Raw genomic sequence first — 16,023 nt, forward strand, 5'->3', positions numbered from 1 at the left:
ACTTTTCTTCAAGCGCTGCCATACCATCAGGTAACATACCAGAGAAGACGCTGTACTAAAATCAGCACTTTTAAAGTTGTTACATTAAAGTGTAGGTTATTTAAACCCAAGCTATATTTAATAAGCATTACAACCAACATTCCCCAAACCTAAATAAATCAATGCACCTTTTTCAACCATGATGACTCGCTAAAATATAAGAAAAAACTATTAAAATGAGCATTTAAATAACATGATCTTTCGCTAGATTTGCTGTTCATTACTTGTTCGACTATTACTATATTATGGGAACTAAATTTACTTGCGGGATGCTTGATGGACCTTAAAAAAGTAAATAAAAAATCTAACTCACCAAGTTTAACTGTAAATATGGATGAAGCATTTTTAACTCAACTAGTTAATTGTTTACCCATGGGGGCAATGGTAGTTAATACTGATGCTCAGATCCTTTTTGCCAATAATCAACTATCTGAAATACTAGGCTATGAGGATTCAGAACTCATAGGGATGAACATAGATAGTTTACTTCCAGCTCAATTTAAAGCCAATCATACCCACTTGATGAGTCAGTTTTTTGCTAACCCTCGAAAACGCTTAATGGGTGAAGGCCGTGAGTTATTTGCGAGTCAAAAAAGTGGTAAGCAAATCCCAATTGAAATAGGTTTAAACCCAATACACGGACAACAAGAATTAGTTTTAGCTACATTGGTTGATATATCGCAAAGGCTGCGCGCAAATAATATGTTTCAACGATCTATTCAGGCTGCGCCACATGGTGTGTTAATAGTTGACCAAGCAGGCATTATACAAGCGGTAAATCAATCGTTATGCAAATCTTTTGGCTACAGTGAAATAGAACTACTCGATAAAAAAATGGAAATGCTGTTGCCCCAGCGCTACCAAGGACATCACTCAGCACTTCGTCATTCATTTCATCGTGAACCCAGTGTAAGAAGTATGGGAGTAGGCAGAGATTTAACCGCGTTACACAAAGACGGTAAAGAATTCCCGGTTGAAGTAGGCTTGAGTCCTTTTATAAACACCAATGATGAAGACATGGTATTTGTTTCGTTGTTAGATATAACAGAACGAAAACGAATGGAAACTGAGCTAAAAGAAAATAACACTAGCCTGAAAGAATTTACCTATGTGGCCTCTCATGATTTACGCTCTCCATTGCGGGGCATTTCAAACTTAATTGAATGGATAAAAGAAGATTTGGGCACTACCACGCCTGAAGTAGAATACAACTTAACGCGTATTGATGATCGTATTCATAAAATGGAGACGTTAATTGATAATTTATTGGCCTATGCAAGGGCGGGGAAAGCTACCCTAGATACTCAAGTAATCGATATTCATAAATTAATCTCTAACGTCACCGAACTGTTAGATTTACCTGCTGGAATGAAGCTTCATAAAGACATTCAATTAAATACCATCGTCACTGCATGGACGCCGCTTGAAACCGTTGTTCGCAATTTGTTAAGTAATGCCATTAAACATCACGACAGTGAAGAAGGAAGTATAAAAATTCGTTGTGTAGCAGAAAATACGCTTTGCCATATAACCGTTTCTGATGATGGCCCCGGTATACCACCAGAAGCTTACGAACGTATTTTTAGTTTATTTCAAACAACCTCTGACGATAAGTCAGGCTCAGGTATTGGGCTGTCTATTAGTCGGCGTTTGGCACAAGCTCATGGTGGGCGCATTTCCGTTAGCTCAAATGAACCGCAAAAAGGGTCTACATTTCATGTTTGGTGGCCGCGCTTTGCAAGGAAAGAGAATTTATGATCAAAAATCTATCTATACTGCTTGTTGAAGACGATGATGTTGCCGCGGAAGCCGTAACAAGAAGCCTAAAAAAAGTGGATCCTAAAATTAAAATAATTTGGAAACAAAATGGAAAGCTGGCGTTAGATGCGTTACGAGAAAAAGCACAACAAAAAGAAATATCAGAGCCCTACTTAGTATTGCTAGACCTAAATATGCCAGTAATGAATGGGTTTGAATTTTTAGAGCATATTCGTAAAGATAAAAAATTAAACGATACCGTTGTATTTATACTCACGACCTCCAATGAGGATAACGACCGCACTCGCGCGTACCATAACAACGTAGCAGGTTATATGGTGAAACATGCAATTGGCCCGCAGTTTGCCAAATTAGCGACACTTATGGATGCTTATATACATGCCGTTGAGCTTGAATAAGCCATCTTAGCAAGAGATATGGATATGATAACTTCAATAGATAATTTTGAAACCTGCGACAGTATTAACCTACTCATTGTTGATGACGATGCGGTTGATAGAGAACAAATACGTCGTATGATATCTCGCTCTAATATACAGGCGAAAATTTCAGAGGCATCCTCTATTGAAAGCTCGATGTCTTATCTTGAACATGGTGAGTTTGATTGTGTCATTGTTGATTACCGATTAGGTATCGGATCGGGGCTTACCCTGCTAAATAATATTAGAAAGACTGAAAATAACCACTGTGCTGTGATTATGATCACGGGCTTAGGAGATGAAAAAATAGCAGCAGAAGCTATGCGGCTAGGAGCAAGCGATTATTTACTTAAAAATCAATTAAAAAGCGATCAGTTGATACACTCTATATCTAGCTCCATTCAACGCGCAAACTTAGAAAAAAAACTTCATGACATGGCACACTACGATAGCCTAACAGGCTTAGCAAGCCGCCCTATTTTAATTGATCAACTCCAACAAGCCATTACATCTGAGCAAAAGCTCGCCGTTGCCTATTTAGATTTAGATAATTTTAAACCCATTAATGACAAATACGGTCACGAAACCGGTGACTTCGTTTTGAAAACTATTGCCCAAAGACTAAAAAGCACATTACGCAAAGAAGATACACTCGCGCGTATTGGCGGAGATGAGTTTATCTTTTTATTAAGGGGGGCTGCGCATACGATACAAGAATATGAGACTCTGTTACAAGAGGTGCTGATTGAGGTAAACGACCCAATAAAATTAGCAGAGTTTTCGTGCTCCGTTCAAATTTCAGTCAGCATCGGCGTTGCACTTCCCAGTGGTGATGGCTTAACTTGTGATGACATTTTACGCAGAGCCGATCAAACAATGTACCAAGCAAAAAGATCAGGAACAAACCGAATTCTGTTTTTTGATCCAGAAGAAGAAAGCCTAAGGCATGCAAAACATGATTTATTATTGGCTGCTGAAAAAGGCATTGCTCGCAAAGAGTTTATTTTACATTATCAACCAAAGGTCAATTTGATGGATCACCAGTTGATTGGCGTTGAAGCCTTAATACGCTGGAATCACCCTATTTTGGGTTTACTTTATCCTGGTCACTTTTCAGAGGCATTAGAGCATCCACACATTGGTATTTTAATTGGTGAATGGGTACTTGCTGAGGCCTTAAAACAGCATAAAATTTGGACAAGAAATCATCTTTCTATGAGTGTAAACATCTCTCCAGCTCATTTGCTTAGTGAGGGCTTTGTTGAAAACCTCAGAGAGTTACTCATCAGCACTAATAATATAAAACCAAAAACCCTCGAATTAGAAATTTTAGAGAGCACTACAATTGGAAACGTTGAACAGGCAGTCGACGTTCTCAATGGCTGTAGGAATTTAGGTGTAAGTATTGCGTTAGACGACTTTGGTACAGGTTACGCTTCGTTGAGTTATTTAAAAAAATTACCTTTAGATACATTAAAAATAGATCAAAGCTTTGTTAAAAAGCTCCTATCAGACCATGAAGACAAGTCCATCGTTACGTGTATCGTGGCGCTAAGTAAAGCATTTGGGTATAACCTAGTTGCAGAGGGGATAGAGTCACAAGAGCTCGAAAAAGTACTTATAGGCATGGGTTGCTATCATGGGCAAGGCTATTATATTGCCAAACCAATGTCTGCAGAGAAGATGAACTTATGGATAAAAAATATGACATCAACTAAGCACTGACCCTAAATAATATTCCTCTATTTGGGTTGCCAGTGATACACATAAATTGGTGTTTGGTAAAAATCTTTAAGCTTGATCACTCTAGTTGGTTTATATGATGGCAAAGCGAAGGTGTTACTCACAATAGTGATTTTATTATTAACTACGTCATGTTTTAACTTTTCTTCAAGCGCTACCATACCACCTGGAAACAAGTAACACACCAAAGTAGACGCAGAACTGAGATCGGCATTTTTAAAGTCTTTACGATAGAGGGTAAGGTTATCTAAACCTAAACTATATTTAAAAAGCATTGAAATTAACCAAGGAAACCACGATAACTCATAGCCAATAACCTGTTTATTAGGATGCTTTTTGGCAACCGGTATAACAAGCGTTCCCCAACCTGAACCTAAATCAATTAATGCGCCTTTTTCATCCATGCTTATTGCAGCAAGCATAGTTTGGCGCGCTTTGCTTGAGCTCATCATCGGTGAAATTCCCGTTTTTAGCGTGCCCCAAACAATAGATAAAGCGATTAGAAGGACTAAAAAGAAAAATGCGGTAGCAATAAAGTCCATACTAACTAACACCTAATAACGGTTGAATCATCATAATCTCACCTTATCGATTATTTGTTTCTATATAGTAAAACCATTACAAAGAGCACCGTTAGTATAAATTTATTTTATATTTAACACCTGTTTAAAATAAACCACAAAAAAAGCGCCATTTGGCGCTTTTTAAATTAGTAGTAAGGTATTAGTGCTTACGCCCTACGCCGTTGCGCACCATATCTTGGCCGCTTTGAAAAATCTCTTCGGTAATTTCACGGGCTAATAAAAGTTGTTGCTTGTCATCAAACACCGCGACAAAACGGCTGCCGTCGGCATTATTAGTTGCCATGCCCACGCCTGCTACGCCAGTTAAACCTAAACCGCCGTTTTCCACTTGCAGTAAAAAGCTTTCAAGTTCAGCGAGAGTGTCGATTGCGGTTAGTTTATTTTCCATTGTGGTTGCTCTATGTGTTGCTCGCCATAGCGAGTCTGTAAAAAATATGCAGTTATTTTACAGCACACAGTAAAAACTTAAACCACCTTATAGCAAAACAATAACAACGCGCTATAAAGCATCGGCATCATAAACTAAAAACCCCGCAAATGCGGGGTTTATGTATTAGCTTTGCTTCATTGTGCCTTGTTGTTCAAGGCGGGTATGCCAGCTGAATGCTTCTTCTAAAATATGAGGCGTATGGCCGCCACGTACACAAGCACGCTCGTAGTAATCAAGCATAGCGTTGCGATAATCGGGGTGTACACAGTGTTTAATTACTTCAACAGCCCGTTCGCGTGGCGCTAATCCACGTAAATCAGCAAGGCCTTGCTCGGTCACTAAAATATCAACATCGTGCTCGGTATGATCGACGTGGCTTACCATAGGTACCACGCTTGAAATAGCGCCGCCTTTAGCAATTGATTTAGTTACAAACACCGATACATGCGCATTACGTGCAAAGTCGCCTGAACCACCAATACCGTTCATCATTTTAGTACCACACACATGAGTTGAGTTAACGTTGCCATATATATCAAACTCAAGTGCCGTGTTAATTGCAATAATACCTAAACGACGCACAATTTCAGGGTGATTCGACATTTCTTGTGGGCGAAGTACTAGCTTATCGCGGTACTTTTCAAGGTTATTAAATACTTGTGCGTTACAACGCTCTGATAAAATAATTGAACAGCCAGAGGCAAAATTAAGTTTACCCGCATCAATTAAGTCAAAGGTAGAATCTTGTAGTACCTCTGAGTACATAGTGAGGTCTTTAAAATCTGAGTCTAGTAAACCCATCATGACTGCGTTGGCTATGTTACCAATACCCGCTTGTAATGGGCCTAAGTTTGCAGGCATGCGCTGTTGTGCTACTTCTTCTTTAAAAAAGTTAACTAAATGGCGTGCAATAGAGGCGGTATCGGCATCTGGGTCGGTTACTGTTGAAAATGAGTCACTTTGATTGGTAAATACAATACCCACAATTTTAGCCGGATCTATTGGAATAGCAGTACTACCGATACGGTCATCTACTTTCACTAGTGGCACGGGTGTACGCGTTGGACGGTACGATGGAATATATATGTCGTGCAGCCCTTCAAGCTCTGGCTGGTGTAACATATTAATTTCTACAATCACTTCTTTGGCAAAAATAGCAAAGCTTGCTGAGTTACCCACTGACGTTGTAGGTACTATGTGGCCTTCTTCTGTAATAGCTACGGCTTCAATGACCGCTACATCGGGCATAGTTAATTGATGATTACGTAATTGTTCAACAGTTTCTGATAAATGCTGGTCAATAAACATGACCTCACCGTTGTTAATTGCTTTACGTAATGTGCTGTCTACCTGAAATGGCATACGACGCGCTAACGCACCTGATTCAGTAAGTAGCTTATCTAAGTCGTTACCTAATGATGCCCCTGTCATTAAGTTAATTTTCATTGGACTTTTACTTACACGCTCGGCAAGTGCACGTGGTACAGCTTTCGCTTCACCAGCACGAGTAAAGCCACTCATGCCCACGGTCATGCCGTCTTTAATAAATAAACTGGCCTGCTCTGCAGACATCACTTTGTTGTGTAAGTCACTACGACGAATTCGTTCTAATTGCATTTGGAACCCCTTAAACCCCATTATTATTTGGGCGCTATTCTAAGTATTTCCTTATGCTTCGTAAGCTAGACCTAAGTCTCATTTACGCATAGTTGGTATAAAAACGTTGAAGAGCGCTTTAATTTTGTACACTTTATTACTTAACTTATTGCTGTTATTGGGGTTAGAATACCAAAAGATTTATTCAGTGATTTAACTAAACAAGCTTAAAAGAAAATATAATCAATTTAAATCAATTACTTATAAATTCAATCAGGAAAGCTTAGATTATAAATTGTATAAAAATAAAGCCGTACAGGCCAAATCTTACAAAATAATAAACTGGTCATTCATTGGGCAGTAACCTTGTAAGGAATAGAATCTACGATTTACGTATTAAGGAAAATACATGGATTTGTCTGACGAAGAAATTAACTTTTTATCTGGGTTGTTTGAACCTAGTCAAAGTACAGCATTAATTAATGAAACAAAACTAACAGTACAAACATTAATACCAGATGGTATTGCGCATTTACTTGGTCAGGCTAAATTAACCCTATTAGCAGAAGTAGCTCATTACCAACTGTGGTTTCCACTTCAATTTAAAACTGATGAATTAGGCCATTTCAGTACTGTGTTAGCAGCCCCAGAAGTGATTGATACTAAAGGCACTCAACGTAGCTGGCGATTAAGTGAATTAAATATTCAAAGCCAAGGTTTTTGCATTGAATCTATCTCAAGCACAGGAATATTTTTAAAACCCACATCAATAAACAGTGAACTTGATGAGTTGCAAAATATGCAATTTATTTTACCCAATGAAGCGGCTATATCATTAGACATAGAACCCGTTAGGCACAGTGAGTGTGGCATAGCAGCTAAAATAAAGCATATTCACCATGGTAAAGAGCAATTAAGAGCGTATTTATTTGAAGTGCATAAACGTGAATATTCAAGCTTATATCAACTTGAGCATAAGCAAGAACTGGGGCTATCAAACTAAAAAGCCACACTAATTAAGTGTGGCTTTACGGATTAAATAAACTTAATTTAGGTCATTTTTACTTTAATCGTTTTGCTATTTCAGCAACGCGCTCACCGTATAAACGAGCCGTTTCTAAATCGCCTGATGGAATAGCCGTTTCGTCAGCATCAGTAGGTGATTGTACTAATACGCCAACCGAACCGCCTAAGTTATTGATGTCTTGACGGGTTGATTCCAATTTATTGGCGGGTGGTAACCCTAGGCTTACCCAAATTCCACCATGCTGTGAAGCTAACGTTTGCATACTAATTAGGGTGACTTGTTTGTCGCCATTTAGGCTGCCGCTATTAGTAAAACCGCCAAACACTTTATCTTTCCAACCCATGGTAAACCACACTTTAGAGGTGGCATCGACAAACTTTTTAAACTGCCAAGGGTATGAGCCCATATAGGTAGGTGCACCAAAAATAATGGCGTCTGCATTGTTTAATGCATCCCAATCGGTGTCTTTAATATCACCATTTTCATCGATTGCAATAAGCTGAGCGTTTGCTCCATCAGCCACAAATTCCGCCACTTTTTTGGTATGGCCATATCCAGAAAAATAAATAACCGCTACTTTACTCATGAACCTTCCTTTTGTTGTGATTTAATAACACGCTTTAAATATAGTATGGCCGCTTAATCTAAAATCAACTAAGCAGCGTGTTTAATTAAATTAAAAGGTACTCACTGAAATTTCTAAATTACTCACCGCACAGCCATACTGCTCAGCACTAATACGGTGATAAGCCGACTCAGGCTTAGTTGATAGACTAATAATAAACGCATCTTGCTGACCAACAGCTGTTTGTTCTTGGCTCAAGCACATGGCTTGCGTTAAAGAGCGCAATTTGGCATCCGTTAAAATACTGCCGAAACGCTGAACCGGCAAAGGCGGTATTTTAATTGCTGGCAATGCTTGGCTAATACTGCGCTGACTTAAGGTAAAATCATTATTTTTAATATCAATCACACTGCCAGCAGGCCAGTACGAGTAACTGTAGGTTTTAGTTTCAGCCTGAGCCTGCCCTGTTGATTTAACCATCACCACACCATTTTTACCAATTACGGTCATTAAATTCCCTGATTCAGATTTAATAACCACTAAGGCGGTGGTTTCGTCTACACCAAAACCAAATGCGGGTTGAGCTTGATTTGCATTGAAGCTGTCGAGCAAAGTGACTAGTCTTAATGTACGGTTTCGCTCGCTAAAGTGTGTATCGAGTACACCGTAACTAAATGTGCCTAAACCCCCAAAGCGGTTGTAAGTTAAACTATCGCTGTTTGAGCGCTCACTGGGTGCATCAATGGCTTGCGCGCCTTCTTTCAATGCCGATAAACTTGTGCCATTAGTGATCATAACCACATTACCACCGTGCGCTTGCCCGCCACTTTGCACAGCGGTGCCTGCACTTGTACCTACAACAACAGGGCGAGACTGTAACGCTTTTGTCCATGGATATGGCTGATTATTTTCATCAAACAATACCTTGCGCGTTAAGCTTTGATCGCCGCCATTAAACATAACACCGGTACTATTTTTGATTAGCTGCACTAAAGCGTCTGTGCCGTTTTTACACAGCAAATATTCTGCTTGAGTGCGATCAGGGTAAATATGTTCACGTTGATATAGCCCCATTTCAGAGTGCCTAAGCGTGTTTAAATCATCACATTTATTGGTGGTTATTGCTTTAGCAAGCGCAGGAGTTAATGCAAGCCATTGTGAATTTATATTGGGAAAACGAAGTAATCCTTCGTAAAAATCAGCAGATTCATAAGGGTCTCTGCTTGAGGCGGTAATGGCTAGTATGCTCGGGTTAGTACTTTTTACTTTTAAACTGCCCGATATAAATTGCAAAATATCTGTCGCTGCGGATTCGCTATTAAGCGCGGTATTGACCTGCTCTTTTAGTCGCGTATTGTCGCCCTGCAGCTGCGCTACTTCAAGCATATCTATTACAAAATTGTATTCTTGATCCGTTAAACTATTGAGCTGTTTACTATCAATATCGCGCCATAACCATAACAGCTCTTTTTTTGACAATGTAGGTGATGATTTAGCCTGCATTGTTGCTAAATTTTTAATAGTTTTGTTTTTAGCTTGCGTATTTTTACTTGGCCATTGTTGCTTTATTTGACTAATTTTAGCGTGGGAGAGCGCAAATACATTATGTATTTTACCCGGAATTTGTGTGTTTTTTTCACAATTTTTAGGGCTTAAACTAGCACACGTTGTGAGTGCACCGCCGACTAATACTAACGTTTGTTCAGATTCTTTTGCGCTTAACTGCAGCGAAAAAGCAATAAAAAACGAAAAAAGAGCCGTTATTATGCGCGATTTAGCTAACCGTTTGTTTGGTAAATATATTCGTTCCATTATGTTATACTCATGTAAAAAATTATAAGAAATAACTTGCGAGAGCGTCTCTCACTTGCTATAAAAAAAAGGAACTATAAAACGCGAGTAAGCTAGCACCCCTTTGCTGGCTTTGTCAAAAACCTTTTGGAATGAGAATTATGTTTAAAAAAGCACGTTTGCTTACAACATATTTCTACTCACCACACTACCTTTCGGAGTGGTTTGACGAGTAGCCCACCACCTCACTTTTTCACAGTGAGGGGCTTAGCGTGTCATTTCACCACTGCCCTGTCTAAAAATATAACAATTAAAAGCCACAGATCTGTTTGTATGTTTTTGTGCGCTTAAAAGACAAAAGGTATTTAAGATGTTTCGTCAACTAACAATTGCGGCCACAGTAAGCGCATTACTGAACCCGATCACTTTTGCACATGCACAAGAAACCAACACCGACACCAACATTGAACGAGTAGAAGTAACAGGATCTCGCTTAAAAGGCGTTGATCTTGAAGGAACTATCCCATTAACCGTACTAGACCAAGATGCAATCAAACGCTCTGGCGCTAATACCATTCATGAATTACTCAAAGATTTATCTGTTTTTAAGGGCGGAAGCGGCACATTTTCAACCTCTGAAAGTGGCGGTACGTCTACCTCAACACCAGCGGGTCAATCAGCTGCGAGCTTAAGAGGCATGGGGCCATCAGCAACGCTGACATTAATAAATGGTCGCCGAGTTGCGCCTAGTTCATTTGCTGCAGGTACTGAAAACTTTGTAGATGTAAACTCTATTCCGCTAGCGGCCATTGAACGTATTGATATTTTAGCCACCGGTGCATCAGCCGTTTATGGTGCCGATGCTGTAGCGGGTGTTATTAACTACATTTTAAAAGATGATTTTGAAGGCGCTGAAATCAATACTTCGTTTGCCGATAGCTTTGATCAGCATGACGAAAGTAAAAAACAATTAAACTTAGTTTATGGTACAAAAATAGGCGAAAGTAATTTAACGGTATTTGCTGATATATATGACCGTAACGCTTTTAAAGCGACCGATCGTAATTACACGGCCTCACCCTCTTTAGTGAATGGTTACTCCTATTTACCTAAGCTGGAGAACTCACCTAATATTTATTATTTCAGCAGCCGAGATGGTAACGAACTTCCATCACCAAACTGCAAAACCGAATTAGTTACTACTGAATTTGATGAACAAATTTGTGCTTACTACCCTAATCAAGATGATTACCTAGAAACGCCATTTGAAAGCCTTTCAACCGGCTTTATGTTTAATAGTGAGCTTGGTGGTATGCAATGGCATACTGACTTTTTTTACAGTCAGACCAAGGCAAAAGCGTACTCATCGCCCTCACCTATTAACCAAATTAATGACAACGATGGCCCGTATGTTTTAGAAGACGCCTTATTTATTTACGATAATGCCGATGGTAGTAATGATTTATTAGATCAACTCTACATTGACCCATTTGATACCCAAAGTGGTCGAGAAGTGTATGGTTTTGCATTTGATGCGCGCTTTAATGCCCCAAGAACGGTGGAAGTAGAAACGAAAAACTTTCGCTTGGTAAGCAGTCTAAGTGGTGAAATTGGTGATTGGGGTTGGGAATCTGGGGTAACCTTTTCTCGCTCACGTTCAGAGCAAGAAGCGATTGCAGGGGTTTATAATCGTTACCAGTTCCATGGCGCTATCACCGGCGAGCTATGTTCAGACGGTACGCTGGCAAGTTTTGACGGTAGTGACTTAAACTGTGCATCGGGAGAACTGCTGCCTTTTTACAACCCTTTCCTTCAAGGCGACGCCGCTAATGATGCCGTTTTGGCAACAGCGCAAGCTCGCCCAACACGCAGCGGAGAAAGTACAGTTTACGGCTGGGATGCTAATTTTAATGGTGAGCTATTTACCTTTAATGACCTACCTGCCTATGCCTCATTTGGGGTAGAAGCACGCCGTGAAGAGCTAAGCGACATTCCTTCGCTTGATTCACAAGCTCAAGCAGATAAAGACTATCTTGTTGATGTATTTGGCTTTGGCTCTAGTTTATCAGAAGCCGATCGCACTCAATATGCAGCGTTTGCTGAATTAAGTATTTCACTCACAGAGCAAATAGAGCTGCAAGCAGCGGGTCGATACGATCATTACGATGATTTTGGTGGCACCTTTAATCCTAAAATAGGTTTGAGCTATCGCCCAACTGATTCGTTGGTTGTTCGTGGTTCATGGTCAACCTCGTTTAGAGCACCATCATTAACGCAGGCTGGCGTTAAATTAAGAACCACACAATCTACTTTTGACTGTGGTGCAAACCAAGCTGTAGCCGATTTATACTGTATGGGTGATGGCACCCAAGTGAGTGTTAATTCGTTAGAGTTAGGTAACCCAAATCTAAATGCAGAAGAATCTGAGGCTATTAGTGTTGGTTTTGCATGGAGTCCCTCGGCTAATACTAATTTAACCATTGATTATTGGCAGTTTGATCATGAAGAAGTAATCGATACCAACATGACCGCTGTGTTAGATCGCGCCATAACCGATGCGTCACTTCGTCACTGTGGCATTGTACCACCGGGCGAGCAAGGCATATCGTACGATGAAGCATTATGTGATGTCACCGACAACAGTAGTTTAAACATAGAGCAAGACGGCGCTAATTTAACTGAGATTTTAAGCAATTATATAGGTGAATTTAACCCACGTGATGACGAGCTATTTTTACCGCTGTTTCGCGATCATGCAATCCCACTTGAAAACACTGGTACACAAACATTAGCTGGCATAGACTTTAAGTTTGACCATAGGTTTGTATTACCAAGCGGCGATTTAACCTTTGCCTTTGATGGCACTCATTACCTTGAGTTTGAACGTAATAAACCGGGGTCTGACTCGTTAGAGAAGCTGGTGGGAACTTATCGTTATCCTGAAAATATTGCGCGTATGTCAATAGATTGGGAAGCGAAAAATTACTACCTTAACTTAGGTGCAAACTACACCAGCAGTTACGAAGATGATATAGAAGGCCTGCGTAGCCGTGAAATTGATGAGCTAGATTCACTTGGCGTATTAGACTCAAAAGGTGAGCATCAGGTTGATGACTGGCTCGTTTGGGATTTATCAGCGGGTTACTATGTTAATAAATCGCTGACTTTGCGCGCGCGCATCAATAATATTTTTGATAAAGAGCCACCCACACTTTATGGTTCAAGCCGTGGCTTTGATTCAATCAACCATAATGCCCTAGGTGCTAATTACAAATTAAGTATTAGCTACCGTTTTTAACCGCTTAGCCGCAAAGCAAACGCTTTGCGGCATTCCTTTTATTACAGGTCATGGCTACAGTGACACTGCCTATTAAGTGCTAAAGTACGTTTAAGCGTTTATTTACGCATCAACACAATGACCTTTTATTAAAGTGAAATTATGAAACAAAAACAATTTTCTATGCCCGATGCAAGCATCATTTTGCTTTGTGTGGCTGTGATTGCCTATATGGCCACGGTATTTATTACCCCTGGGGTATTTAATGCAGAGCCTGACAGCCATACTGTGCAGCTTTCACAATATCAAGCCGTTAACGACCAACAATCACCACCTGTTTTTGCACAAGGTGGCGAGATTGGTTTAGCTAATGTATTGTTTGAAGGCCTCGTGTCGGGTGATAAATATGGTGCAGCGATTGGCGTAATGGCGTTTATTTTGATCACTGGCGGTGCCTTTGGCATTATTATGAAAACCGGTGCGATTAATAACGGTATTATGGCACTTATTAATAAGACCCAGCGGGTTGAATGGCTGTTTATTCCCTTACTGTTTTTACTATTTTCGTTAGGCGGCGCGGTATTTGGTATGGGCGAAGAGGCTATTGCTTTTTGTATTGTGCTGCTCCCTATTATGCAACAACTTGGCTACGACGCTAAAGTCACTGTACTTACAACTTATGTGGCCACGCAAATAGGCTTTGCCACCTCATGGATGAACCCTTTTAGCATTGCTATAGCGCAATCGATAGCTGAAATCCCAGTGTTTTCAGGTGCGGGCTTTCGTATGTTAGCATGGGCTTGTTTTACCCTTGTAGGCCTTGTGTTTACTATGCGCTATGCAAAACGGATAAAAACACAACCCCAAAAAACGGGTGATCAGCCAACGATTAAACTTAGCCTAGCCGATGCACTCACATTATTAGTGTTTGTATTGGGCATAGCTTGGGTTGTATGGGGGGTGATGGCGCGCCAATATTATATTCCTGAGCTTGCTGCACAGTTTTTTTGCATTGGCCTTATCAGTGCAATAATTGCCATCGTGTTTAAAAAGCTAACCGCGAATGAGTGCGCGGATGCGTTTAAACACGGTGCACAAGAATTATTGCCAGCGGCGTTATTGGTCGCATTGGCTAAAGGCATTGTATTACTATTAGGGGGTAGTGATTTAACCACTCCCTCAACCCTCAACACCCTGCTTTATTACTGTGCAAGCAGCATAGCTAGTGTGCCAGATTACATTGCAGCTTGGGGAATGCTGGTGTTTCAAAGTGTATTTAACTTTTTTGTTTCATCGGGTTCAGGGCAAGCTGCCATCACTATGCCACTGATGTCTCCTCTTGGCGATTTGCTCAATGTATCAAGGCAAATTGTGGTATTGGCCTTTCAATTAGGCGATGGATTAACCAACATTTTAATTCCCACCTCAGCTAGTTTAATTGGTTGTTTAGGGGTCGTGAAATTAGATTGGGGAGAATGGGCTGCGTTTATTTGGCGCTTTGCCCTAGCACTTTTTGTATTAGCAAGCGGCTTTATATTTCTTGCTTACTTTATTAATTATCAATAAAAAGAATTTGTTATGTTAACTTTAATTCAAGGTGCAACCGTTTATGCACCCACCTTCCTAGGCACACAAGATGTTTTAATTGGCGGTGGTAAAATCATTGCTATTGACGAAAATATAACCCTCGACAGCAGTGTACTCGTCAAACGGATTGCCGGTAAAAATAAGCTGGTTGCGCCGGGGTTTGTTGATTCGTTAGTGCATATTACCGGTGGCGGTGGCGAGGCTGGATTTGCCAGCCGCACCCCTGAAATGAACCTAACCGATGCAACCTTATCGGGCACCACCACGGTGGTGGCCGCACTGGGTACCGATTCAAGCTCACGTACGCTGACCAATTTGGTTGCCAAAGCAAAAGGCCTTAAAGAGCAAGGGCTGAATGTATTTTGCCATACCGGTTCGTATCATTTACCCGCGAAAACACTCACCCACTCAATTACTGACGACATCATGTATATAGAGGAGTTTATAGGTGTTGGCGAAGTGGCGATTTCTGATCATCGCAGTAGCCAACCTACGGTACAGCAATTAGCGGAATTGGCAGCAGAGGCCAAAGTAGCCGGTATGCTCAGTGGTAAAAAAGGCACTGTAAGTATTCATGTCGGCCCTGTTGATAGTCACTTGAGTATTTTGCATCAGGTGGCTGAGCAAAGTGATATTAAGCTTAAACAGTTTTATCCTACGCATATGAACCGCAATAAAGCACTTCTTGATGCCGGTATTCACTTTTGTGATCAGGGCGGTACTATCGACTTTACCACCAGCACAACCGACTATGATTTAGCCCATGGTGAATATGCAGCAGCCCATGCCCTTGCCTACTGCTTAGAACAAGGCGTAGCACCAAATCAACTCACTATGAGCTCAGATGGCCATGCCAGTTTACCTATTTTTGATAAAGACTTTAATTTATTAGGGCTTGAGGTGGGCAAAGAGGCATCTTTATTAACCTCGTTTCAGCAAGCAGTCAAAGAATATAACGTCCCTATTGAGCACGCTTTAATGAGCATAACCAGTAATCCTGCCGATATTTTAGGAGTTGATAAAGGCCGTCTAAAAGCAGCTAGCGACGCGGATGTTGTCCTTCTCGATAAAGAGACCCTAACCCCTGAGTATGTATGGGCTAACGGCACATTAATGGTGCAAAACACCCATGCAGTTATAAAAGGAGTGTTTGAATAAGCTAGTACAGCTAAAATGCTGCTGAGAT

Annotated in this window: 12 protein-coding genes; 7 read left to right on the forward strand and 5 right to left on the reverse strand. The window is 40.5% G+C overall.

Annotation, left to right across the window (positions count from 1 at the left end; all coding sequences use genetic code 11):
* Positions 1 to 315: 315 nt before the first annotated feature.
* From BM380_RS03750 to BM380_RS03760, 3 genes are read left to right on the forward strand one after another with little or no spacing between them, the layout of a single operon-like run.
* Entirely contained in the window at positions 316 to 1,797 is a 1,482-nt protein-coding gene (locus BM380_RS03750; RefSeq protein ID WP_090492987.1) for a PAS domain-containing sensor histidine kinase, read from the forward strand.
* The gene (locus BM380_RS03755; RefSeq protein ID WP_058154424.1) at positions 1,794 to 2,216 is read left to right on the forward strand and encodes a response regulator; all 423 of its coding nucleotides are present in this window, start codon (positions 1,794 to 1,796) and stop codon (positions 2,214 to 2,216) included. The genes BM380_RS03750 and BM380_RS03755 overlap by 4 nt, the downstream gene beginning before the upstream one ends.
* Positions 2,217 to 2,240: 24 nt before the next feature.
* The gene (locus tag BM380_RS03760) at positions 2,241 to 3,962 is read left to right on the forward strand and encodes a GGDEF domain-containing response regulator (RefSeq protein ID WP_254772046.1); all 1,722 of its coding nucleotides are present in this window, start codon (positions 2,241 to 2,243) and stop codon (positions 3,960 to 3,962) included.
* A 17-nt stretch (positions 3,963 to 3,979) separates the two neighbouring features.
* On the opposite strand, the gene BM380_RS03765 is transcribed toward BM380_RS03760, so the two are convergent.
* The 3 genes from BM380_RS03765 to BM380_RS03775 all read right to left on the reverse strand — a co-directional run bounded on the left by BM380_RS03765 (position 3,980) and on the right by BM380_RS03775 (position 6,611).
* The gene (locus tag BM380_RS03765; RefSeq protein WP_090492991.1) at positions 3,980 to 4,522 is read right to left on the reverse strand and encodes a class I SAM-dependent methyltransferase; all 543 of its coding nucleotides are present in this window, start codon (positions 4,520 to 4,522) and stop codon (positions 3,980 to 3,982) included.
* 181 nt (positions 4,523 to 4,703) lie between these two features.
* Positions 4,704 to 4,952: a hypothetical protein gene (locus BM380_RS03770; protein WP_008114111.1), complete on the reverse strand. Its 249-nt coding sequence runs from the start codon at positions 4,950 to 4,952 to the stop codon at positions 4,704 to 4,706.
* Positions 4,953 to 5,117: 165 nt separating this feature from the next.
* On the reverse strand, positions 5,118 to 6,611 hold the full coding sequence (locus BM380_RS03775) for an acetyl-CoA hydrolase/transferase family protein (protein WP_090492993.1): 1,494 nt from the start codon (positions 6,609 to 6,611) through the stop codon (positions 5,118 to 5,120).
* Between the two features lie 388 nt (positions 6,612 to 6,999).
* Here BM380_RS03775 and BM380_RS03780 point away from each other — a divergent pair, with 388 nt between their 5' ends.
* Positions 7,000 to 7,593, forward strand: coding sequence for a hypothetical protein (locus BM380_RS03780; protein ID WP_090492995.1), 594 nt, complete (start codon positions 7,000 to 7,002; stop codon positions 7,591 to 7,593).
* A 58-nt stretch (positions 7,594 to 7,651) separates the two neighbouring features.
* Here the strand turns inward: BM380_RS03780 and BM380_RS03785 are convergent, their stop codons facing one another.
* Together BM380_RS03785 and BM380_RS03790 are read right to left on the reverse strand one after the other, a co-directional pair.
* Entirely contained in the window at positions 7,652 to 8,203 is a 552-nt protein-coding gene (locus tag BM380_RS03785; protein ID WP_024601163.1) for a flavodoxin family protein, read from the reverse strand.
* Positions 8,204 to 8,293: 90 nt separating this feature from the next.
* Entirely contained in the window at positions 8,294 to 9,994 is a 1,701-nt protein-coding gene (locus BM380_RS03790; protein ID WP_090492997.1) for a cyanophycinase, read from the reverse strand.
* Positions 9,995 to 10,343: 349 nt separating this feature from the next.
* Here BM380_RS03790 and BM380_RS03795 point away from each other — a divergent pair, with 349 nt between their 5' ends.
* The 3 genes from BM380_RS03795 to iadA all read left to right on the forward strand — a co-directional run bounded on the left by BM380_RS03795 (position 10,344) and on the right by iadA (position 15,995).
* Positions 10,344 to 13,271, forward strand: coding sequence for a TonB-dependent receptor domain-containing protein (locus BM380_RS03795; protein WP_090492999.1), 2,928 nt, complete (start codon positions 10,344 to 10,346; stop codon positions 13,269 to 13,271).
* Positions 13,272 to 13,412: 141 nt separating this feature from the next.
* Positions 13,413 to 14,816, forward strand: a complete 1,404-nt coding sequence (gene yfcC / locus BM380_RS03800; protein ID WP_033102655.1) for a putative basic amino acid antiporter YfcC — start codon at positions 13,413 to 13,415, stop codon at positions 14,814 to 14,816.
* A gap of 12 nt (positions 14,817 to 14,828) precedes the next feature.
* Positions 14,829 to 15,995: a beta-aspartyl-peptidase gene (gene iadA, locus BM380_RS03805; RefSeq protein ID WP_090493001.1), complete on the forward strand. Its 1,167-nt coding sequence runs from the start codon at positions 14,829 to 14,831 to the stop codon at positions 15,993 to 15,995.
* Positions 15,996 to 16,023: the final 28 nt, after the last annotated feature.

Origin of the sequence: Pseudoalteromonas sp. DSM 26666, assembly GCF_900116475.1 — a bacterium.
GTDB lineage: Bacteria > Pseudomonadota > Gammaproteobacteria > Enterobacterales > Alteromonadaceae > Pseudoalteromonas > Pseudoalteromonas tetraodonis.